Origin of the sequence: Sphingopyxis soli, assembly GCF_018682675.1 — a bacterium.
Classification (GTDB): domain Bacteria; phylum Pseudomonadota; class Alphaproteobacteria; order Sphingomonadales; family Sphingomonadaceae; genus Sphingopyxis; species Sphingopyxis soli.
In genome coordinates this window covers 1-20,460 of the sequence record NZ_JAFMTR010000087.1, presented here as the reverse complement: position 1 = coordinate 20,460, position 20,460 = coordinate 1, and the positions used below count along the sequence as shown (strand labels likewise).

The window sequence follows — 20,460 nt, the reverse complement described above, 5'->3', positions numbered from 1 at the left end:
CGTCATGCTGGCTGCGGCGATGGCCTCGCTGTTTCAGCATCCATGGCCGGGCCTTGCATCCGGTGCCGCGCCGAAGGAAACGGCAGACCATGGACCCTGAAACAGCGAGGCCATCGCCGCAGCCAGGGTGACGAGGAAAGATAGGTCAGCATCGGCCGGAAACGGCCCTACGCCGCTTTAAGGCAGATGCCCTCAGACCGCGGGCATGCTTTCGATTTCGGGCGCGCCCGCCAGGCACGGACCGAGCTTGGCGCCGAGGGTGCGGAAGTGGTCCGACGCCCGGTGCGCGGCGATCGCGGCCTCGTCGTCATAGCATTCGAGGACCTTGTACACGCCGGCGTCGGCGGTGCGGAACAGCTTGTAATAGCTGTTGCCGGGCTCGTTCGCGCGCACGGCGGGGGCGAGTTCGGCGAAGACGCCCTCGAACTCGGCTTCCTTGCCGGGTAGAACGCGGATGGTCGCGATAACTCCGATGCCGCTCATATATCTCTCCCTGAATGCTCAGGCCTTGAGGTCGGGATCGACCTCCCAGCCGTCTTCCACCTGGATGCCGAAGCTGTTCAGCATCATCGAAACCTGCGTGTACTGGCCGACGGTCATCACCAGATCCATGCGGCCCTTGTCGCCCAGTGGCGCAAGCGCGGCCCAATTTGCTTCGCTTACGAAATGGTCCGAGGTGAGGTCATCGGTCGCGCGGAGCATTGCGCGGTCGATCGCGCTCCAGCCGTCGGCCTCGGGCCCCGCCTTGATTCGTTCGATCTCCGCCTCGCTGAGACCGCTGTCGAGCCCGATGCGCTTGTGCTGGGTCCACTCGTAACCCGAGCGGCAATTGTAGCCGGTGCGCAGGATGACGAGTTCGCGGTCGCGCGGGCTGAGCGCGCTGCGGCGCGACAGGATATAGCTGCCCCAGCCGAGGAAGGCGGTCAGCGCCGTCGGCGCGTGCGCCAGCGTGCGGAAGATGTTGAGAACCCGTCCGCCACCGACCTTGCCGCCCCCATTGTCGAGGAAGGGCGACAGCGCCGCGCGCTGGTCGGCATCGAGCCGGCCCAAATCGACCGGCTCGATACGCGGTTGGCTCAGGCGCAAATCAGAAGACCTCGAACAGGCCCGCCGCACCCTGGCCGCCACCGATGCACATCGTGACGACGGCATATTTCACGCCGCGGCGCTTGCCTTCGATCAGCGCGTGGCCGACGCAGCGCGCGCCGGTCATGCCGAAGGGGTGGCCGATCGAGATCGAGCCGCCATTGACGTTGAGCAGCTCGTTCGGAATGCCGAGCTTGTCGCGGCAGTAGAGGACCTGCACCGCGAAGGCTTCGTTGAGTTCCCAAAGGCCGATGTCGTCCATCTTGAGCTCGAAGCGTTCGAGCAGCTTGGGGATCGCGAAGACCGGGCCGATGCCCATTTCGTCGGGCTCGGTGCCCGCGACCGCCATGCCGACGTAACGGCCCAGCGGCTGGAGGCCGCGCTTCTCGGCGACCTTGGCTTCCATCACGACGCACGCCGACGCGCCGTCGGCGAGCTGGCTGGCGTTGCCCGCGGTGATCGTGTGGCCTTCGCCCATCACCGGCTTCAGACTGGCGAGCCCTTCGAGCGTGGTGTCGGGACGGTTGCACTCGTCCTTGTCGGCGACGACGTCCCGGAAGGTGACTTCCTTCGTTTCCTTGTTCACCACCGCCATGGTGGCGGGGCAGGCGACGATTTCGTCGTCATATTTGCCCGCAGCCTGTGCGGCGGCGGTGCGCTGCTGCGACTGGAGCGAATATTCATCCTGATACTCGCGGCTGATGTTGTAACGCTTGGCGACGACCTCGGCGGTGCCGATCATCGGCATATAGGTGTCCTTGTGCATCGCGATCAGCTCGGCATCGGTCTCGATGAACACTTTGCCGCTGCCGCTGACCTTCGAGATCGACTCGATGCCGCCGGCGACCGCGATGTCCTGGCGGTCGACGATGATCTGCTTCGCCGCGGTCGCGATCGTCATCAGCCCCGACGAGCACTGGCGGTCGATCGACATGCCGGGGACGGTGACGGGCAGGCCCGAACGCAGCGCGATCAGGCGCGCGACGTTCATGGTTTGCGAACCCTGCTGCATCGCGGCGCCGAAGACGACGTCGTCGATCTCGCCGCCTTCGAGCCCGGCGCGCGCGACCGCGGCGCGGACCGCATGGGCGCCGAGCGTCGGGGCGAGGGTGTTGTTGAACGAGCCGCGCGCCGCCTTGGTCAGCGGGGTGCGGGCGGTGGAAACGATGACGGCGTCACGCATGATAGGGGTCCTTCTGCTAGGTTCCGGTTGTCTTTTCGGGGGAGGTCGGCCGGATGAACTTTGTCAGACGAAGAACTGGCTGATCCATTCGGCGATCAGCGCGGGCTTCTCCTCGCCTTCAATCTCGATCGTCACTTCGTTGGTCTGTTGCCACTGGCCGGGGCGCTTCTCTTCGAGTTCGAGCAGTTTGACATGGCTGCGGATCCGTTTGCCGGCCCGGACGGGGGACAGGAAGCGGACTTTGTTGCCGCCATAGTTGACGCCCATCTTCACGCCCGCAATCCTGGGTCCGTCGGTGCTCGCGCCGAGCATCGGGATCAACGACAGCGTCAGAAAGCCGTGTGCGATCGTCCCGCCGAAGGGCGTCAGCTTCGCCTTTTCCTCGTCGATATGGATGAACTGGAAGTCGCCGGTGGCTTCGGCGAACTTGTTGATGCGATCCTGATCGACGAGCACCCATTCGGACGTGCCGAGATGTTCCCCGACCTTGGTTTGCAGCTCCTGCGGCGTGATGCTGGCCATGATTCATCCCCTCCGATCGTTTGTTCGGGGCGCGTTCTAGGCCTGTCTTGCGGCATTGCACAAGACCCAAGGACTTGCGCTACGGTGCCGTAACGTCAGCCCGGCTTCGCGGTCCTTGCGGCGCTCGCTTTCGGCTTCGGGGACTCGGCATAGGGCATGATCATCGTCCCGTCGGGCGCGGCGGTAAAGGTGGTCTGGGTCGGGTAAGCGAACTCGTATCCGGCCGCCGCCATCGCCTCGAACAGCCGGATCGCGACGTCGGTGCGCGCGGCGACCACGGCCTCGAAATCGTCGGTGAAGACATCGAACAGCAGCTCGAAATCGAGGCTCGACGGGCCGAAGGTGAGGAAGCTGGAGCGAATGAACTCATGGCCGGCAGCTTTGACCTGCTCCTCGAGCAGCGCGGGGAGGTCTCGCAGCATGGCAGGGGTGGTCTGGTAGATGACGCCGATCGTGAAGGTGACGCGGCGGCGGTGAAGATGCGCGAAATTGGTGATCTCTTTCGCGAGCAGATTGGTGTTCGAAATCACCAGCAACTCGCCGTTGACCGAGCGCAGCCGCGTGCTCTTGAGCCCGATGCGCTCGACCGTCGCGGTGCTCGTGTCGTATTTGATCGTCTCGCCGACGCGGAACGGGCGGTCGAAGATGATCGAGAGCGAGGCGAAGAGGTCGGAGAAAATGCCCTGCGCGGCAAGGCCGATCGCGATGCCGCCGATGCCGAGCCCGGCGATCAGCCCCGTGACGTTCACCCCCATATTGTCGAGGATGACGATCACCGCGATCGCGAACAGCGCCACGCTGATCAGCAGGCGGATGATCCCCATCGCGTTGCTGAGCGTTTCGTTGTTTCCCTCGGCGGCGCGGCGCTGGATCAGGCCCAGGATGATCTCGCGCACCCATATCGCGACTTGCAGCACCACCGCGACGGTGAAGACGAACTGGATGGTCTGCATGATCGCCGCCGGCGGCTGCGCATAGCCTGCGACCATGCGGATCGCGATGATCGCGATGACCGACGAGCGCGTCTTGTGAATCACGCGTCCTGCGATGTGCGTCAACGTCAGGTCGCCCTCGGCCGACTGTGCGTGTTTGAGCGCGAAGGTGCGGACCATCGAAAGCAGGACATAGATGAGCAGCCCCGCGCCGACGGCGATGCCGATCTGCAGCCAGTGACTGTTCACCCACGCGACGCTGATGTCCCAGTAATGGCGGAGATCGTCGAGCGGATTGGTCGCTGCGGCTGGCGCTTTGGCGGCAGCGGCCGTCGTGGTGGCGACCGGATGGGCGGCGGGCAGGATGGAAAAGGTCACGTCGTCCTCTTGGCGGATCATGCGGAGCGGAGCAAGACCGCGGCATCGGGCACGCGCTCGAGCCACGCAAGAAAGCCGCGTTCGTAGCGCGAGAGATATCGGGTTGCGCGCGGCAAGGCGCCCGCATCCGCGGCAAAAGCGCGCCGGTCCTGTGCCGCCGCGATCATCGCCGGGTGGACATACGCCTTCCGCGCGACTGCAGGGGTGTTCCCGAGCCGGTCGGCGACATGGGCGACCATCGCCTTCAATGTCGGCGGTTCGGGCGCGTCATAGAGGAAGGCGAAGGCCTCGACGCTCGCCGACCAGGTGCGAAAGTGCTTGGCGCTGAATTCGGTCCCCATCGCCTCGCGGATATAGGCGTTCACATCGGCGGAGCCGACGGCGCAGACCGCACCCTCGTCGCGATATTGGAACAGATGCTGACCGGGCAGATCCTGCAGGCGGCGGACGAGCGTCGCAAGGTTCCTGTCGCTGATCGTCACCTCGCGCATCAAGCCGCCCTTGGCGCGATAGCTGAGGCGGAGCGTCTGGCCCGAAAGCTTCGCATGACGCCGCCGCAGCGTCGTCGCGCCGAAACTCTTGTTCGCGGCGGCATATTGCTCGTTGCCGACGCGAAGCGCGGCGAGGTCGAGCAGCCGGACGACCGCGCCCACGATCCGCTCCCGACAGAGCGTGCGGCGGGCGAGGTCGTCGGCGAGCCGCGCACGGAGGAGCGGCAGGGCGTGGCCGAAGGCGGCGCAGCGATCATATTTGTCGGCGTCCTGCGCGAGGCGGAAATCGGGATGATAGCGATACTGCTTGCGGCCGCGCGCGTCATATCCGGTCGCGAGGATATGCCCGTTCGGCGCGGGACAGAACCACGCATCTTCATAAGCGGGAGGCAGGGCGATCGCATTCAGGCGGCGGATTTCCGCGGCGTCGCGGATGATCCGCCCCTGCGCATCGCGGTAACGCCAACCGCCATCGATGCGCTGGCGGCTGATGCCGGGCAGGCTGTCGTCGACATGGATCAGGCGCGCGAAGGACATGGCGCAATAGCGCCCCGCCCCCGCCGATGGTTCCGCGCTAGCGTTCGGCCGGAAGGGCGTGGCGCGTCGGCACCTGCGCCGGACGCGCCGTCAGCGGCCGCCACCCCGATTCCTGCTCGCGCCGGCGGCAATAGGTCGAAAGCCCGATTTCCAGCGCCAGCATCATGTAGATGAAGGGCTGGAAGGCGATGCCAACGAACAGCGATCCGACCATGTAAACGATATGCCCGTGCTGCAGTGCGGTCGCGAGCGGCGCGATCCATTGTTCCTCGGCGCGGCGGGTCTTGAGGTAGCGCCGCCGCAGCTGCTCCATGCGGAAGAGGCCCGCCGCCTGCAGGACCAGCCAGAGGATCAGACCGGGATAGCCCTGTTCGCCCAGCATCTCGAAATAGCTCGAGTGATAGGCGCGCGCCTTGTCCTCATAGACCGATGGCAGCGCCTCCTGGGGCGCGGCGTTGGCGTTGCTGCTCGCGGCGCGCTCGACACGGAGGTGGTTCTGCAGATAGGCGTTGAAGCCGCCGCCGAAGGGGTGGTCCTTCGCATATTCCCATGTCCACGCCCACACCGCGACGCGCGTCGATGCCGATTCGTCGGCGCGGTGGTCGCGTATCGTCTCCATCCGCGCGGTATAGCTTTGCGGCAGGAAGGGGATCGCGGCGGCGGCGAGCAGCCCGGCGCCGACCATGTAGAGCAAGCGGTGCCTGACCGCGCGCAGCGACAGGATGGCGAGCACGATCAGGCAGACGAGGCCGGTGCGCGCCTGCGTGCCGACGGGCAGCAACATGCAGGCGAAGCACAGCGCGAAGCAGAAAAGCGAGACGCGCCAGTCGGGCTGGAAGACCGTACCGTGCCTGCGGTACCACAGGATCAGCGGGATGATCGCGATGCCGACCGTCGACATGATCGACCCCTCGTAGAGCCCGTAATTCTCGCTCAGCAGCAATTGCAGCGAGCCATAGCCGCCGCCGCCCGCCGCGGTCTTGATCCCCCCGGCGATCGCGATCGCCGCGGCCGAAAGCAACATGATCAGCGCGAGCGCCTCGATCCGCAGCTTGGTGCGCAGGGTCAATGGCAGGAAGATCGCCCAGACGAGCGCTTTCCAAACCCAGCTCCATTTATCCTGTGCCTCGACCGGGAAATCGGCGTTGACCGTCGTCGCCCAGCAATAGAGCAGCAGGATCACGAGCAGGCTCTGCCGACCGGACCAGCGCGTGTCACGCTTGTCGTCGAAAACGAGCCAGCCGACGATCGCGAGCCCGAAGACGATAAGCGAGATCGGGATCGAATTGATCAGGAAGTAGCTGAGCTTCTGCGGCGCGACGATGTCGATATAGCAAAAGCACAGCACGAACAGGAACGGCTTGCGAAAGCCGACCCCGATGAAGGCGAAGAGAAAGGCGACGAAGGCAAGGTCACGCATCGCGGGGCGTATCCCCCGCCGAAATTCCGGCATCGTGCCGCTGCTGCCACAGCTTGCGCGGGCTGACCTCGTGATCGAGATCGTCACGATAAAGCAGGCGCCACAGCGCGATCGCGAGCAATATATGGGTCAGCGCAATCGAGAAATTGTCGACCATCGTGCGGCGTGCCTTGGCTTTTCCTTCGCGACGCGAAACCGGTCGTCGCGGGAGGATAGTAGAACGGGGTTGACGCCACGTTAAGGCTGGTGTGCCAAGGGGTCGGCCATGACCCGCATCCTGCACGTCCTCGATCACAGCCTGCCTGCGCACAGCGGCTACACCTTCCGCACCCGCGCGCTGATGAAGGCGCAGGTCGCGAAGGGGTGGGCGGTGGCCGGCGTGACGGGCGTTCGCCATCCGCTGCCCGGACCCGGGGTGGAAACGGTCGACGGGCTCACCTTCCATCGCACGCCGCCGATCAAGCCTGCGCCTTCGCCGCTACGCGAATGGCGCGAGATCGGGGCGTTGGCGAAGCGGATCGGGGGGCTGGTCGCCGAATGGAAACCCGACCTGCTCCACGCGCATTCGCCCGTGATGGACGGGCTGGCGGCGCTCCGCGTCGGCAAGCGGCTTGGTATCCCGGTCATCTATGAGATCCGCGCCTTCTGGGAAGATGCTGCGGTCGGCAACGGGACCGGACGCGAAGGCAGCGCACGCTATTTTCTGACGCGCCAGCTCGAAACCCATGCGGTGCGATCGGCCGACGCGGTCGCGGTGATCTGCGAAGGGCTGCGCGGCGACCTGGTCGCGCGCGGCATCGATCCCGCGAAGATCATCGTGTCGCCGAACGGCGTCGACCTCGACCTGTTCGGCAGCCCGCCGCCGCGCGACGATGCGCTGGCGGTCCAGCTGGGCCTGAATGCGGATAATCCGGTGATCGGCTTCATCGGCAGCTTTTACGATTATGAAGGGATCGACGACCTGATCGCGGCGATGCCCCCGCTGATCGCCACCGAGCCCCGCGCGCGCCTGCTGCTGGTCGGCGGCGGGCCGATGGAGGCGGCGCTCAAGGCGCAGGCCGCGGCCTCGCCCGTCGCCTCGCATATCTTCTTCGTCGGCCGCGTGCCGCACGAGCAAGTCGAACGCTATTATTCGCTGATCGATATTCTGGCCTATCCGCGCAAAAAGATGCGCCTGACCGATCTCGTCACGCCGCTGAAGCCGCTCGAGGCGATGGCGCAGGGCAAGCTTGTCGCCGCATCCGACGTCGGCGGGCATCGCGAACTGATCGAGGACGGGGTGACGGGCACGCTCTTCGCGCCCGACGATCCCGCGGCGATCGCGGCCGCGCTGGCCGGTCTGCTCGCGCGGCCCGAGCTGTGGGGCGAGCGGCGGCGTGTGGCGCGCGCTTTTGTCGAGGCCGAACGGAACTGGTCGTCGAATATTTTGCGTTACGAACCTGTTTACCAAAATTTGCTAGGCAATCCGGGGTCGCGAACTGGTTGAGGCCATTCCGGCGGGGCCGGAGTGACCGGGCCAAGGGTGCGAAAGACGTGGGACGATATGGACGACGATAGCGAAGCGCCGAAGAAAAGCCGCCTGCGGGCGATGCTGCGCGCCCTGCAACCGACGCTTCCTGCGGTGATCGGCGCTGCCGCGCTCACCTTCCTGTTTGCGGCGGTCATCCCGATGGCATGGGTCGCGGGAATCAGCTGGAATCTCTATCTCGACCGCCTGTCGGACCTGTTCGTGCCGCCCGTCGGTAACGGCGCGCGCCTCGCGCTTGCCCTCGCCATGTCGGCGATCGCCGCGCTGATTGCCGCCTTCGTCGCGCTGTTGATCAAGGAACCCGAGGCCTCGGGTCTGTCGGCGCTACGCCGCAGAGCCAGCCGGACGGTGCAGGAAGAGGCGAGCGATTATGTCCCGCCGCGCCGCCGCGCTGACCTGCATCCCGACGATCTGCCGCGCGCGCCGATCCGCGCCGGTCGCGATCTTCCCGCCGAGGGGCTCGGCGTCTGGGTCGCCCCGACCGGGACCTCGCCCGAACCCGATCCCTTTCTGAGCCCCGCCGTTCCCGAGACGGCAGACTGGAGCGAGGTTGACGAGCTGGTGCTCGCCGACCTCGCCCCGGTCGAAATCGACGAGCCCGGTGCCGAACCGTGGCTGCAGCCCGTGGCTTCGACCGGCCCCGCGCTGCCCGACCCCGCCGACAATTCGCTCGGCGCGATGGTCGCGCGCCTCGAACTCGGTCTGTCGCGCAAGCGCCTGCCGGCCGCGGCGACGCTTCCGATTCCCGTCAATGACCCTGTCGCGGACGATGAGGGCGAGGCGGAAATCGACTTCGCGCTCGAAGCCGCGCTTAGCACGCTGCAGCGGATGAACCGCCAGACGCAGGGCTGAGCGACCGCGTTCAATCCTCGACGGTCAATATTTCGACGGTGAATTCGTCGGGGCTGAGCGCCTCTACGCTCAGGTCGGCGACGATATGGCCGGGCAAGCGCCACTCGACGGCCGCGAGGCGGTCCTGCAGTGCGCGAGCTTCGAACGACGATCCCGAACACCGGAAGAGGTGGCGCGCGCCGACGAAATTGGCGCTCGCCCAAGGCCGCAATGTCGAATTGCCGAGCGCAAAGCCTTCACCCAACTCGGCGCCGAGCAGGCGGGTCAGGCGCCGGTGCGGGCAGGCGGGGCGGGCGGGCGCGGTGGGCGACCAGCGGATCATGCGCGCTTCTCCTCACGGAATCGTTGGTCGCCCCGCTTCATCACACGGCCCGCGTGAAAGTCGGCACGCCATTTGTTCATGAAATGTTCCACGCGGCAGATCAGGCTGCGACCGGGCGCGCGTCCTCCGCGCAGGTCGCTCACCAGCCGCGGATCGTGCGCTGCGGCACGACCGAAAACGCTCGGCGGCATCCGCGATTCGGCCAGAAAGGCCTCGATCCGGTGCAGCAGGTTTCGCTCCATAGTTCCTCCTGTTTTCTTCCCATTCCCAAGGCGACTCATCCGATAGGATATTTCCTATCTGATGCCAATTTTCCTACTTGTCTAGGAAAAATCCTATCGCTATATGCGAAATAGGAAGGACCAGTTTCCGGTGACCCATGACTGATTTCGATCTCGACCCGCGCGCCACGCTCGACCGCCTGCTGAGCGAAAAGGGCGTCGATTATGCGCAGCTCTCGCAGCGCATCGGGCGCAACCCCGCCTATATCCAGCAATATATCAAGCGTGGCTCGCCGCGCCGGCTGGCGGAGGAGGATCGCGCACGCATCGCCGCCTATCTGGGCGTGTCGGAAGCGCTGCTCGGCGGCCCTGCGCCGCGTGTCGCGGTGCCGGCGCGATCGCGCGGCGGCGACATGGTGCTGGTGCCGAAGCTCGCGATCGGCGCTTCGGCGGGCGCGGGGGCGAGTGTCGACGGCGAAACGGTGGAGGGACAGGTCGCGTTCGATCCCAAATGGCTCCGCGACCTCGGCGCCGACCCGCGCGCGCTCAGCATCATCCGCGTCGAGGGCGATTCGATGGCCCCGACGCTCAGCGACGGCGACGATATCCTTGTCGACGGCGGCGACGCCGCGGGCCGGCTGCGCGACGGCATCTATGTGCTGCGGATGGACGATGTGCTGATGGTGAAGCGCGTCGCGCGCGCGCCGGGGCCGGGGCGCGTGTCGGTGATCAGCGACAATCCGCATTACAGGAGCTGGGACGATTTGCCCCTCAACGCAATCCGCCTGGTCGGTCGGGTGGTGTGGACCGGGCGGCGGGTGCGTTAGCTGATCGACTGGCGTCGATCCGATCAGATCGGCTGCGCCATCGTCGCTTCGATTTCCTGTTCGAGCACTTCGGCGCGCCGGCATTGTTCGTCATCGCCGTCGCGGCATTTTTGGGCCGCCTTGTCGTGTTGGCGCGAGAGCTTGCCCAGCCGTTCCTCGCGTTCGCGCATGGCGCGACCGCGGTTGCGGTCGGCTTCGTCCTGGCTCGTCGTCGACCAGTCGGCGACCTGGCCGACCGCCTTGACCGGCGCGGTGACGACCGATTTCACGGCGCCGACGCAGCCGCCGAGCAGCGGGGCCGACAGCAGGGCAAACAGGATGGCGCGCATGACTTCCTCCCTTGGGCGACGGGCGTCCATGGCATAGGCGGCCGCACCTGAACAGCGGATTGCGGTAAATCGCGGCCTCGTTGCGCTTCCGTGTCACATCACTGAAACAAATGGTTAAATTCGTCTTAACCATGAGCGGCTAGGTCCGGCGCCAGGCAGGGACCGCTAGCCGAAGAGAGACGATGAACGCCGTATCGCCTATTCCCGTTCCATCCGGTCTGGAGCCCGCATCGGGTCATGCGGTCGCGATCGGCGCCGATGCATCGCTGTCCGACGTGATCGAGGCGTTTCGCGGCAATCCCGAGCTGCGCCTGCTTGCGATCCTCGACGAGCGGCGCGCACCCGTGGGGATCATCCGCGAACAGCGCGTGCGCGAGCTGCTCTTTTGCCCATACTGGTTTTCGCTGATGCAGAATCCGACGATCGGCGGGTCGATCGACGCGATGGTCGACCCGTGCATCACCGCCGACATTTCCGAATCGACCGCCAGCCTGCTGCGCCGCGCGTCGGACGCACACGGCCATGACGGGCTGGTGCTCGTCGACGAGGGACGCTTTGTCGAAACGCTCGACGGCAGCCAGCTCGCGCGGCTCGCGATGATGCGCGAGATCGAGCTGGCGCGCGAGCGCGCCGGCCGCATGGCGCGGGTCGACGAGGCCGGGCGTCGTTTCCAGCAGGACATCGCCGCGCTCTCCGCCACGCTCTCCGAAGCCGCGCGCGAGGTCGAGGGGGTAGCGCAAATCCTGTCCCAGCGCGCCGAGCAGACCGGCCGTGACGCGCTGTCGGTTGCGGGCGCGACCGCGCAGACGCTGGCAGGCTTGCAGGATCTCGGCGACCGCGGTCACGCACTCGCAGCGAGCATGGCGCGGATCGTCGACGACGGAACGCGCGCCCGCGCGGTCCGCCACGATGCGCACCAGAAGGTGCGCCACGCCGGCGGCCGCGCGGCGGCGCTGCAGGATGCCAGCCAGTCGATCGAACAGATGCTCGCGCTGATCATCGACATGGCGAGCCGCACCAACATGCTCGCGCTCAATGCCGCGATCGAGGCGGCACGCGCCGGGGACGCCGGACGCGGTTTCGCGGTGGTCGCCGCCGAGGTCAAATCGCTCGCAAACCAGACACGCGCGGCGGCGGGCGACATCACGCCCTATATCGAACGCATCCGCGAGATCGTTGCGCAGGTCGCCGACGGCTTTCGCGAGGTCGAGCGCGCGATCGACGCTAACAATGACTTCTCCGACACAATCGATCAGGCGATGAGCGGCCAGAGCGCGACCAGCCTGTCGATCGCGACCTATGTCGAGCAGGCGGTGTTCGCGGGGCGCGAGATCGACAGCCGCGTCCAGCATATCAGCCGCGGCGCCGCTTCGGTGGGCGAGGGCGCGGCGGCGCTCGGTGAGCTGTCGTCGGATCTGGGCCGCGCGGCGCAATCGCTCCACGAGCGCGCCCGCCAGTTCGTCGAGAGCGTCGCGGCGGCCTGATTCCAGAGGTTTGCGCTTCCCCGCAGGCATGATAGCTTCGCCCCAGCGCCGGCGGCGTCGGTGGCCGCCGGTGGGGAGGAGGGTCATATGACCAATGTGCAAAAGGGCGTGGCCGAATTCATCGGCACCTTCTGGCTCGTCTTCGGCGGATGCGGCAGCGCAGTGCTGGCGGCCGCCTTTCCCGACGTCGGGATCGGCCTGCTCGGCGTATCGCTCGCTTTCGGCCTGACCGTCGTCACCATGGCCTATGCGATCGGCCATATTTCGGGCTGCCACCTCAATCCGGCGGTCACCGTCGGCCTTTGGGCGGGCGGGCGCTTCGACGCGCGCGACATTCCGCTTTATGTGATTGCGCAGCTTCTCGGCGCGGTCGTCGCGGCGTTCCTGCTCTTCTATATCGCGAGCGGCAATCCGGCCTATGACCTTGCGACCAACGGCCTTGCCGCCAACGGTTTCGGCGAGGGATCGCCGGGTGGCTATGACATCTGGTCGGGGCTGATCGTCGAGATCGTGCTGACCGCGGGCTTCCTGTGGGTAATCATGGGCGCGACCGACGGCCGCGCTCCCGCAGGCTTCGCGCCGATCGCGATCGGGCTCGCGCTGACCTTGATCCATCTCATCTCGATCCCGGTCACCAACACGTCGGTGAACCCCGCACGCAGCACCGGCCCGGCGCTCGTCGTGGGCGGTCTTGCCCTGCAGCAACTCTGGCTCTTCTGGCTCGCGCCGCTGGTCGGCGGGGCGGTGGGCGGGTGGCTCTACCGGCAGGTCGGCGCCGACAGCTTTCCGAAGCCCAATATCGAAGGCGAATAGAAAGGCGACCGGCGGGGGCGAACCCCCCGCCCGCCTATTTGAGCAGATCGATCGCGAACGCCCGCACCTCGTCCGCCATGTCGGCCCGCCCGAGCGCGACCGCCAGATTGGCCTGGATATAGCCCGCTTTCGATCCGCAATCGTACCGCGCGCCATCGAAGGTAACGGCGTGGAAGGGTTGCGTTCCGATCATCGACGCCATCGCATCAGTCAGCTGGATTTCGCCGCCCGCGCCCTTTTCCTGTCCCTCCAGCACGCGCATCACCTCCGGCTGCAAGATATAGCGGCCGGAAATGATCAGGTTCGACGGCGCCTCGTCGGCCTTCGGCTTCTCGACCAGCCCCTTCACCTCGGTCAAGGCGCCGTCGGCTTTGCCGGGCGCAATCACGCCATAGGAGGAGACTTGCTCCTTCGGCACCTCCAGCACCGAGATCAAATTGCCGCCGACCCTGTAATAGGCGTCGACCATCTGTTTCATGCAGCCGGGCGACCCGTGCATGAACTCGTCGGGCAGGAAGATCGCAAAGGGTTCGTCGCCAACGATATCGCGCGCGCACCAGATCGCATGGCCAAGCCCCATCGGCTCCTGCTGGCGGACATAGGCGCAATTGCCGGGCCCGAGCCGCGTCGGCGCGAGCACCGACAGATCCTTGCCGCGCTCGGACATCGTCTTTTCCAGCTCGAAAGCGATGTCGAAATGATCCTCGATCGCGCTCTTGCCGCGGCCGGTGACGAAGATCATCTGCTCGATCCCCGCCTCGCGCGCCTCGTCGACCGCATATTGGATCAGCGGCCGGTCGACCACCGGCAGCATTTCCTTCGGGATGGCCTTGGTGGCAGGAAGGAAGCGGGTGCCGAGACCGGCGACGGGAAAAACGGCTTTGCGGATCGGTTTCATGCGAGGCCTTCGATTGTTCGCGCGTGGCAATGGAGCGTCCCGGCGCAATCGTCTAGGCCGTTATGGTTAATATTTCAGCCGGGCGGGGTCACGATCACGACGACCCTCCGGTTATCCTGCCGTCCCTCTGCGGTGTCGTTGGGCGACAGCGGGATGGTTTCGCCGCGACCGATGATCTGGTCGGCATCGAAGCGCATACCGCTGGTCTGAAGCGCTCGCGCCACCGATTGCGCGCGCGCCTTCGACAGCGTCTGGTTGTAGGCCGCGGTGCCGGTCGAATCGGTGTGACCCTCGACCCGCGCGGTCAGGATGCCCACCGACACGAGATTCTTTGCTGTCGTTTCCAGAATTGTGATCTGTTCGGGCTTCAGCGCGCTTTCGTTCGTCGCGAAAAGCAGGCGTTCGTTGATCGTCAGCGCCCAGCCGTCGCCGGTTTCGACGAAACCCTCGGCCTTCAAGGTCGCGACCTGTGCGGGCGTGAATCCCTTGGGCGCGGGCATCGTCTGGCAGGCGGCGAGCAATATCGGCAGCAGGATCAGCACCAGGCTGCGGACGGAATCGGTCAGGGGCTTGCGCACATCAGGTCTCCGCTTGTCTCTTCTGCGACCGGTTGGTCAGCTTGTCGGCATACATGGCGGTGTCGGCGGCGGTGAGCAGCCGGGCCGCATCGTCGCCATCGTCGGGATAGACCGCGGCGCCGACGCTGATCGCGAGGCGATAGTCGGCGCCGCCGGGCAAGGCCACGGGTTGCGCGGCAATTTGGCGGATGCGCGCGGCGATCGCTTCGGCGCCCGGTCCCTGATCGAGGGGGTCGACGATCACGACGAATTCGTCGCCGCCGATGCGCGCGGCGAAATCGCCGTTGCGGAGCGTCTCCTTGATCCGCGCCGACAGCGCGACCAGCACCGCATCCCCCGCCGCGTGACCATGATTGTCGTTCGCCGCCTTGAAGTTGTCGGCGTCGATGAACAGCAGCGCAAAGCGCCGGTCGCGCCGCGCCGCATCCTCGATTCGCGCCGCCAGCTGCTCGTCGAACGCGGCGCGGTTCGGCAGGGCGGTGAGCATGTCGTGCGAGGCGCGGTGTGCAAGAACCGCCCTCTCGCTCTCCATATGGCCCTGCCAGCCTTGAAGCTCGTCGAGCAGCGCGTTGATGTCGCCGCCCAGCCGGTCGAGCTCGGCGATCCCGAGCGGCTGGACGCGCTTGTCGAACCGGCGGTGCAGGCGGACGTCGTGCGCGACGGTCGCGATCTCGCCCAGCGGCTTGACCAGCTCATATTCGAAACGGCGGGCGAGGATGATCGTCCCCAGCGCCGTGATGAGCAGGCAACCGAGCCCGGCGAGCGCCCCGATGCGGACATAGTCGATCAGGGTCGAGCTATCGCCCCAGATCTCGATGCGCCCGATCACCGACCCGTTGCGTCTGATCGTCGTCGAAAAGGGCTGCGGAAAGAACAGGCTGGTCAGCACCGGCGACGGATCGCCCTTCGGCGACTGCCATTCGTAGAGTGGGCGGCCCCGATGATCGAGTACGCGCAGCCGCGCGATCCCCGGGATCCTGCGAAGCGGGTCGAGTCCCTCGCGCGCCGCCTCGGGGTCGTTGAACACGAGCGCCGGTTCGGCGCCATAGGCGCCGACGCGCGTCGCAAGCTCCATGTTCCGGTCGGCGTAGCTGCGCAGCGTCGTGATGCCCGCAAGCAGGATGGCGACGCCCGAGAGCGCGACCGCGAACAAGGTGATCCCGAAATGGAACCGCGACAGCAGTTTTTGCAGCGTCGTATGCGCCGCGGGGCGGGCGGGGCCACGGGGTGCGAGCGGGCGGGTCATGAGGCATCCCCGTCGCTGCCGATCTTGAGCACGCGGGGATCGATGCGCAGCGGACCACGGCCGATGGCGTCGAGATTGACCGAAAAGCTGACGCCCGGGGCGCGGGTGCGGAGGCAGAACATCGCGCCGTAGCTGCAGCCCGGATCGTCGTCGGTGATCGTCAGCACCGGACGGCCGCGCACCCACGCGATCAGGCGCTGCCGGTCGGCGGCCGGCATTCTGCCGAGGAACAGGATGTCGCAGCCGCTGCCGTTGGCGGGCGCGGAAAGGCGTCGCACCGCAATGCTCTTTCCGCCCGGAACGGCGGGCGCGATGTGATCGGTCAGCTGCGGCGTGCCCGCGACGCACATGGTGCGCGGCGTGCGCGGCAGGTCGGCGGGCCAGCGCGCATAGCTGATGATTCCGCCGATGATCCGGTTGACCCCGGTGGAGAGTCCGGCGGCGTTGTCGTCGACGATCGTCTGGCTCGCCGCTTCCATCGCCAGCTGCGGTGCCGCCAGCGACGATCCGACCAGAAGAAGCGAAACAAACACCGACAGCGACCCCTCACCGCGCCATGGGGGCACCCTGCCCCCGTTGGGCGGGGTCCGCTAGTCTAAACTGCCGCAAAGTCAAGGAAATGTGACGTCATGCGGCCATATTGCAACAGTCTGCCGCCATTTTGGTTCTTTTCAGGCGCGCAGCCGCTCGGCGAACCCTTTGCGCAGCTTGGCGAGCTTGGGCGGAATGACCGCCATGCAATAGGGATTGCGCTGGCCTTCGCCGTCCCAATAGGCCTGATGATAGTCTTCGGCCGGATACCAGGTCGATGCGGGCTCGATCGTCGTGACGATCGGCGCGGGCCAGTCGGTCGCGGCGCGCGCGATGCCCGCACGCGCCGCTTCTTCCTGTCCCGCGTCGAGCGGGAAGATCGCACTGCGATACTGGGTGCCGATATCGTTGCCCTGCCGGTTGAGCTGCGTCGGGTCGTGCGTCGCGAAAAAGACGTCGAGCAGATCGGCATAGGAAATGACCGCGGGATCGAAGCTGATGCGGATCGCCTCGGCATGGCCGGTGTCGCCGCCGCACACCTGTTTGTAGGTGGGGTTCGCCGTCGTGCCGCCGATATAGCCGCTCTCGACCTTCTCCACGCCTGCCAGCGACTGGAAGACCGCCTCGGTGCACCAGAAGCATCCTCCGGCAAAGATCGCGGTTTCACGGGTCATGGCATGGTTCCTTTGGTGGGGGGGAGGGGATGCACGGTAAATAAGGTGCGCCTCGTCCTATTCCAAGGGCGGAGGCGCGTCGATCAGCGGCGGTTTCAAGGATTGACCCGCCGTTCGCGCGCGGTCGATCGCGCGAATTTCCTCATCTAAGGAGGCGACCCGGTCGCGCCAGTGCGGATGCGTCGCGGCCTGGAACGGCGGCGCGCCCTTGCGCTGGCCGAACCGGGACCAGAAGCGGATGGTCGCCGCCGGGTCATAGCCCGCCCCGGCGAGCAGCCATGCCGACAGCCGGTCGGCCTCGACTTCGGTCTGCTTGAACAGGCGCGCGCTGCGGCCGAATTGCTTGCCGAGTCCGCGGTCGACCCCCGCCGCGTCGAGCCGCGCACGATGGCGGAGGATATTGTGCGCAAGCTCGTGCGCGATCGCGGCGGCAAGCTCATCATCGCTCGCTGCGAAATCGACGAGCCCCGCGCTGACTACGACAAGGCGACCGTCGGCGCCGCCCGCCGCCGCCGCGCGCGCATTGACGCGGAAGTCGCTGGCGCAGCCGGGGACAGGGTCGATCGTGGCGGCCTGACCGCCGATCCCGGCGATCGTCGCACGGGCGCGCGGCGGCAGCGCGGCGAAGAGTCTTTCGAGGGCGGTGATGCGCGCAAAGGCGTCGTTCCCCTCTGCCACATCCACCGGCTGGCCGTTGATGGCGCCGATCGCGGCGCCGGTGCGCAGCCCTGCGGTCGCGGCGGGCGATCCCGGCGCCACCGCGGCGACAAAGGCCGTGTCGGCATCGCCGGCATGATAGGCGGCCAAGGCCTCGGCGCGGTCGCGCGCGTCATAAAGCCGGGGGTCGCCCAATATCCAGCCGAACTGCGGCTGGATCGCGGGGCACCAGGCGGCGTTGGCGGTGGTCAGGCGAAAGCCGATCGTCGCGACGCGCGCTTCCTGCCGGGCGAGCAGGGTATAGCCGGCGGCGGGCGCGTCCGCCGACGCCCAAGCGGGGGCGGCGGACGCAAGGCCGATCAGGATCGCAAACGAACGGAGGCGGGGACGCATGGCTGCCGCTTATCAACCCGCGCCTGTCGCGGCCATGAATTTTCGCCCTCTTGCCTATCGGCAGACAAGCGGCGATAGGGCGAGGCGATGACGCAAGCCTCCGTGGCCGTCCGGCCCCCCACCCCTCGTCCCGCCGCCCTGTCCCGCTGGCTCCGGGCCGTCGCGCTGCTCGTGATCATGGTCGTTGCGGTCGGCGGCATCACCCGCCTTACCGAATCGGGGCTGTCGATCACCGAGTGGAAGCCGGTGTCGGGCGTCCTCCCGCCGCTCACCGAGGCGGGCTGGCAGGCCGAATTCGAGAAATACAAGCAGATCCCCGAGTATAAGGAGATCAATGCCGGAATGTCGCTGGCGGCGTTCAAGGGCATTTTTTTCTGGGAATGGCTGCACCGCATCCTCGGTCGGCTCGTCGGTATCGCGCTGCTCGTGCCGCTTGCCTTCTTCGCCTGGCGGCGGGCGATCCCTGCGGGATATGGCGCGCGCCTGCTCGGCCTCGCGGCGCTGGTGGGGCTGCAGGGCGCGATCGGCTGGTGGATGGTCGCCTCGGGCCTCGTCGACCGGACCGACGTCAGCCACTTCCGGCTGTCGCTCCATTTGCTGACCGCGCTCTTTCTGCTCGCGGCGCTGGTCTGGACCGCCCGCGATTTCGCGTTGATGGCGCGCGATCCCGCGGCCGTCAGGCCGCGGCTGACCGGCGTTGCGTGGGCCGTGATTGCGATCCTCTTCGTCCAGTTGCTGCTCGGCGCATGGGTTGCCGGACTCAATGCGGGCTACGTTGCCAGCACATGGCCGTCGATGAACGACCATTTCGTGCCCGAGGGGATCGACTGGACCCGCGGCGCCTGGTTCGCCTTCACCAACGATCCCTTTCTCCTCCATTTCCTTCATCGCTGGTGGTCGTGGGCGGCCGCGATCGCGCTGCTGCTGCTCGCGCGTACCCTCGGCCGACGCGGCGCGCGGACCGAGGCGTTGCTGCTGACCCTCGTCGTCGCGGCGCAGATGACCCTCGGCATCCTGACCGTCGTCACCGGCGTGTCGATGTGGATCGCGGTGCTGCACCAGGTCACGGGCGCGATTCTCGTCGCGACGACCGCGGCGTCGCTGCACCGTCTGGGCCGCACCGCCGCATGATCGCTGCGGCCCTGCTGCTGCTCGCGGGGCAGTCCGGTCCTGCTGCGCGTCGTGCGCCCGCTCCGGCGGGCGGCGAACGACAGCCCTCCGCGGGGCAGATACGCGCGCTCGATATCGACAGATAATTGCGCGGTATCATAATACCCGTCAGCAAAGCCGCCGAATCATTGACTTTCGCTGCATTTGCCGCCATTGGCCCGCTCCGAAGCGCCGCTGCGTCCATTTGCGACAGGCGGCGCGGTTTGTTTCGGGGCGGCCGGCAATGAGGCCGGGGCGCTCCGGTCCATATCTGTCAAGGAGCGTGCCATGAAGGCGCTGACCAAGACGACCGCTTCGGCCAATGCCGCCACGGTCGAAAAGAAATGGGTGCTGATCGACGCCGACGGTCTCGTCGTGGGCCGCGTCGCATCGATCATCGCCAACATCCTGCGCGGCAAGCACAAGCCGTCGTTCACCCCGCACGTCGATTGCGGTGACAATGTCATCGTCATCAACGCCGAGAAGGTGGCGTTCACCGGCAAAAAGCTGCAGGACAAGCGCTATTACAAGCACACCGGCTATGCCGGCGGCATCAAGGAAACCAGCCCCCAGAAGATTCTGGAAGGCCGTTTCCCCGAGCGCGTGCTCGAAAAGGCCGTCGAACGCATGATCCCGCGCGGCCCGCTCGGCCGCCAGCAGATGCGCAACCTCCGCATTTTCGCGGGCGCCGAACATCCGCACGAAGGGCAGAGCCCCGAAGTGATCGACATCGCGTCGATGAACCGCAAGAACAAGGTGGGTGCATAATGGCCGACGAACAGACCATGACCGATCTCAAGGATCTCGCCGGCGCCGTCGAAGGCACCGCCGCTCCGGCCGCTCCGACGGCCCCGCTTCGCGAGAAGCAGGTGGACAAGCAGGGCCGGGCCTATGCAACCGGCCGCCGCAAGGACGCCGTCGCGCGCGTGTGGGTCAAGCCCGGCACGGGCAAGATCACCGTCAACGGCCGCGACCAGGAAGTCTATTTCGCGCGCCCGACGCTGCGCCTCGTCATCAACCAGCCCTTCGGCCTGACCGAACGCACTGGCCAGTATGACGTGATCGCGACCGTCAAGGGCGGTGGCCTGTCGGGCCAGGCCGGTGCGGTTCTGCACGGCATCGCACAGGCGCTGACCCGCTTCGAACCGGCGCTGCGCAGCCCGGTCAAGGCGGCCGGCTTCCTGACCCGCGACAGCCGTGCGGTCGAGCGTAAGAAGTACGGCAAGGCGAAGGCCCGCCGCAGCTTCCAGTTCTCGAAGCGCTAAAAGTTTCTTCCGCCGACGGGTGGAGAAGGAAGGGGCGGTCCGGCAACGGGCCGCCCTTTTTCGTGTCGGCTTAGGGGTGGTTTCCAGCCTTTCAATTCTCGTCATGCTGAACTTGTTTCAGCATCCATGGCCGGGCCTTGCATC

25 protein-coding genes are annotated in these 20,460 nt (G+C 66.7%); 8 read left to right on the top strand and 17 right to left on the bottom strand.

Translation table 11 applies throughout. The features are described 5' to 3' along the window. Positions 1-192 precede the first annotated feature (192 nt). From J1N50_RS13630 to J1N50_RS13595, 8 genes are all read right to left on the bottom strand, one after another. Positions 193-483 (bottom strand): putative quinol monooxygenase, encoded by a 291-nt coding sequence (locus tag J1N50_RS13630; protein ID WP_215354363.1) that lies wholly within the window; start codon positions 481-483, stop codon positions 193-195. Between the two features lie 18 nt (positions 484-501). Next, positions 502-1,086: a carboxymuconolactone decarboxylase family protein gene (locus J1N50_RS13625; protein WP_215354361.1), complete on the bottom strand. Its 585-nt coding sequence runs from the start codon at positions 1,084-1,086 to the stop codon at positions 502-504. Between the two features lies 1 nt (position 1,087). Continuing rightward, positions 1,088-2,269 carry an acetyl-CoA C-acyltransferase gene (locus tag J1N50_RS13620; protein WP_215354359.1) on the bottom strand — a complete coding sequence of 394 codons (1,182 nt, stop codon included), beginning with the start codon at positions 2,267-2,269 and terminating at the stop codon, positions 1,088-1,090. A gap of 63 nt (positions 2,270-2,332) precedes the next feature. Then, a complete protein-coding gene (locus J1N50_RS13615) occupies positions 2,333-2,791 on the bottom strand; it encodes a MaoC family dehydratase (RefSeq protein WP_215354357.1) in 459 nt (152 codons plus the stop codon). A gap of 95 nt (positions 2,792-2,886) precedes the next feature. Then, positions 2,887-4,101, bottom strand: a complete 1,215-nt coding sequence (locus J1N50_RS13610; RefSeq protein WP_343227886.1) for a mechanosensitive ion channel family protein — start codon at positions 4,099-4,101, stop codon at positions 2,887-2,889. Between the two features lie 17 nt (positions 4,102-4,118). Beyond that, positions 4,119-5,129: a DNA topoisomerase IB gene (locus tag J1N50_RS13605; protein ID WP_215354353.1), complete on the bottom strand. Its 1,011-nt coding sequence runs from the start codon at positions 5,127-5,129 to the stop codon at positions 4,119-4,121. Between the two features lie 37 nt (positions 5,130-5,166). Continuing rightward, positions 5,167-6,549 (bottom strand): putative O-glycosylation ligase, exosortase A system-associated, encoded by a 1,383-nt coding sequence (locus J1N50_RS13600; RefSeq protein ID WP_215354350.1) that lies wholly within the window; start codon positions 6,547-6,549, stop codon positions 5,167-5,169. Then, the gene (locus J1N50_RS13595) at positions 6,542-6,706 is read right to left on the bottom strand and encodes a hypothetical protein (RefSeq protein ID WP_215354347.1); all 165 of its coding nucleotides are present in this window, start codon (positions 6,704-6,706) and stop codon (positions 6,542-6,544) included. Before J1N50_RS13595 ends, J1N50_RS13600 begins: the two co-directional genes overlap by 8 nt. 108 nt (positions 6,707-6,814) lie before the next feature. On the opposite strand from J1N50_RS13595, the gene J1N50_RS13590 reads away from it, so the two are divergent. Continuing rightward, positions 6,815-8,035, top strand: coding sequence for a TIGR04063 family PEP-CTERM/XrtA system glycosyltransferase (locus J1N50_RS13590; RefSeq protein WP_215354345.1), 1,221 nt, complete (start codon positions 6,815-6,817; stop codon positions 8,033-8,035). Positions 8,036-8,092: 57 nt separating this feature from the next. Continuing rightward, positions 8,093-8,929, top strand: a complete 837-nt coding sequence (locus J1N50_RS13585) for a hypothetical protein (RefSeq protein ID WP_215354343.1) — start codon at positions 8,093-8,095, stop codon at positions 8,927-8,929. A gap of 10 nt (positions 8,930-8,939) precedes the next feature. On the opposite strand, the gene J1N50_RS13580 is transcribed toward J1N50_RS13585, so the two are convergent. Both J1N50_RS13580 and J1N50_RS13575 read right to left on the bottom strand, forming a co-directional pair. After that, entirely contained in the window at positions 8,940-9,251 is a 312-nt protein-coding gene (locus J1N50_RS13580) for a hypothetical protein (protein ID WP_246553494.1), read from the bottom strand. Further along, positions 9,248-9,532 carry a hypothetical protein gene (locus J1N50_RS13575; protein WP_343227885.1) on the bottom strand — a complete coding sequence of 95 codons (285 nt, stop codon included), beginning with the start codon at positions 9,530-9,532 and terminating at the stop codon, positions 9,248-9,250. Before J1N50_RS13575 ends, J1N50_RS13580 begins: the two co-directional genes overlap by 4 nt. Before the next feature lie 98 nt (positions 9,533-9,630). On the opposite strand from J1N50_RS13575, the gene J1N50_RS13570 reads away from it, so the two are divergent. Continuing rightward, entirely contained in the window at positions 9,631-10,299 is a 669-nt protein-coding gene (locus J1N50_RS13570; protein ID WP_215354341.1) for a S24 family peptidase, read from the top strand. 23 nt (positions 10,300-10,322) lie between these two features. On the opposite strand, the gene J1N50_RS13565 is transcribed toward J1N50_RS13570, so the two are convergent. Further along, positions 10,323-10,628, bottom strand: a complete 306-nt coding sequence (locus tag J1N50_RS13565; protein WP_215354339.1) for a hypothetical protein — start codon at positions 10,626-10,628, stop codon at positions 10,323-10,325. Positions 10,629-10,810: 182 nt separating this feature from the next. Between J1N50_RS13565 and J1N50_RS13560 the strand changes: the two genes are divergently transcribed. Both J1N50_RS13560 and aqpZ read left to right on the top strand, forming a co-directional pair. Beyond that, the gene (locus J1N50_RS13560) at positions 10,811-12,112 is read left to right on the top strand and encodes a methyl-accepting chemotaxis protein (RefSeq protein WP_246553493.1); all 1,302 of its coding nucleotides are present in this window, start codon (positions 10,811-10,813) and stop codon (positions 12,110-12,112) included. A gap of 87 nt (positions 12,113-12,199) precedes the next feature. Beyond that, the gene (aqpZ, locus tag J1N50_RS13555) at positions 12,200-12,925 is read left to right on the top strand and encodes an aquaporin Z (protein WP_215354337.1); all 726 of its coding nucleotides are present in this window, start codon (positions 12,200-12,202) and stop codon (positions 12,923-12,925) included. A gap of 34 nt (positions 12,926-12,959) precedes the next feature. On the opposite strand, the gene galU is transcribed toward aqpZ, so the two are convergent. From galU to J1N50_RS13525, 6 genes are all read right to left on the bottom strand, one after another. Further along, positions 12,960-13,823, bottom strand: coding sequence for a UTP--glucose-1-phosphate uridylyltransferase GalU (galU, locus tag J1N50_RS13550; RefSeq protein WP_215354335.1), 864 nt, complete (start codon positions 13,821-13,823; stop codon positions 12,960-12,962). Positions 13,824-13,897: 74 nt separating this feature from the next. After that, positions 13,898-14,401: an outer membrane lipoprotein YfiB gene (gene yfiB / locus J1N50_RS13545; protein ID WP_343227884.1), complete on the bottom strand. Its 504-nt coding sequence runs from the start codon at positions 14,399-14,401 to the stop codon at positions 13,898-13,900. 1 nt (position 14,402) lies between these two features. Continuing rightward, on the bottom strand, positions 14,403-15,647 hold the full coding sequence (dgcN, locus tag J1N50_RS13540; protein ID WP_215354333.1) for a diguanylate cyclase DgcN/YfiN: 1,245 nt from the start codon (positions 15,645-15,647) through the stop codon (positions 14,403-14,405). Next, entirely contained in the window at positions 15,644-16,180 is a 537-nt protein-coding gene (gene yfiR / locus J1N50_RS13535) for a regulatory sequestration protein YfiR (protein ID WP_343227883.1), read from the bottom strand. Before yfiR ends, dgcN begins: the two co-directional genes overlap by 4 nt. Positions 16,181-16,318: 138 nt before the next feature. Beyond that, positions 16,319-16,852 (bottom strand): peptide-methionine (S)-S-oxide reductase MsrA, encoded by a 534-nt coding sequence (gene msrA, locus J1N50_RS13530; protein ID WP_215354323.1) that lies wholly within the window; start codon positions 16,850-16,852, stop codon positions 16,319-16,321. 57 nt (positions 16,853-16,909) lie between these two features. After that, positions 16,910-17,902 carry a M48 family metallopeptidase gene (locus J1N50_RS13525; protein ID WP_215354321.1) on the bottom strand — a complete coding sequence of 331 codons (993 nt, stop codon included), beginning with the start codon at positions 17,900-17,902 and terminating at the stop codon, positions 16,910-16,912. A gap of 87 nt (positions 17,903-17,989) precedes the next feature. On the opposite strand from J1N50_RS13525, the gene J1N50_RS13520 reads away from it, so the two are divergent. The 3 genes from J1N50_RS13520 to rpsI all read left to right on the top strand — a co-directional run bounded on the left by J1N50_RS13520 (position 17,990) and on the right by rpsI (position 20,316). Then, on the top strand, positions 17,990-19,033 hold the full coding sequence (locus J1N50_RS13520; protein WP_215354312.1) for a COX15/CtaA family protein: 1,044 nt from the start codon (positions 17,990-17,992) through the stop codon (positions 19,031-19,033). A gap of 306 nt (positions 19,034-19,339) precedes the next feature. Then, a complete protein-coding gene (gene rplM, locus J1N50_RS13515) occupies positions 19,340-19,819 on the top strand; it encodes a 50S ribosomal protein L13 (protein ID WP_215354310.1) in 480 nt (159 codons plus the stop codon). Beyond that, positions 19,819-20,316: a 30S ribosomal protein S9 gene (gene rpsI, locus J1N50_RS13510; protein WP_215354308.1), complete on the top strand. Its 498-nt coding sequence runs from the start codon at positions 19,819-19,821 to the stop codon at positions 20,314-20,316. Before rplM ends, rpsI begins: the two co-directional genes overlap by 1 nt. The last annotated feature ends 144 nt before the right edge of the window (positions 20,317-20,460 follow it).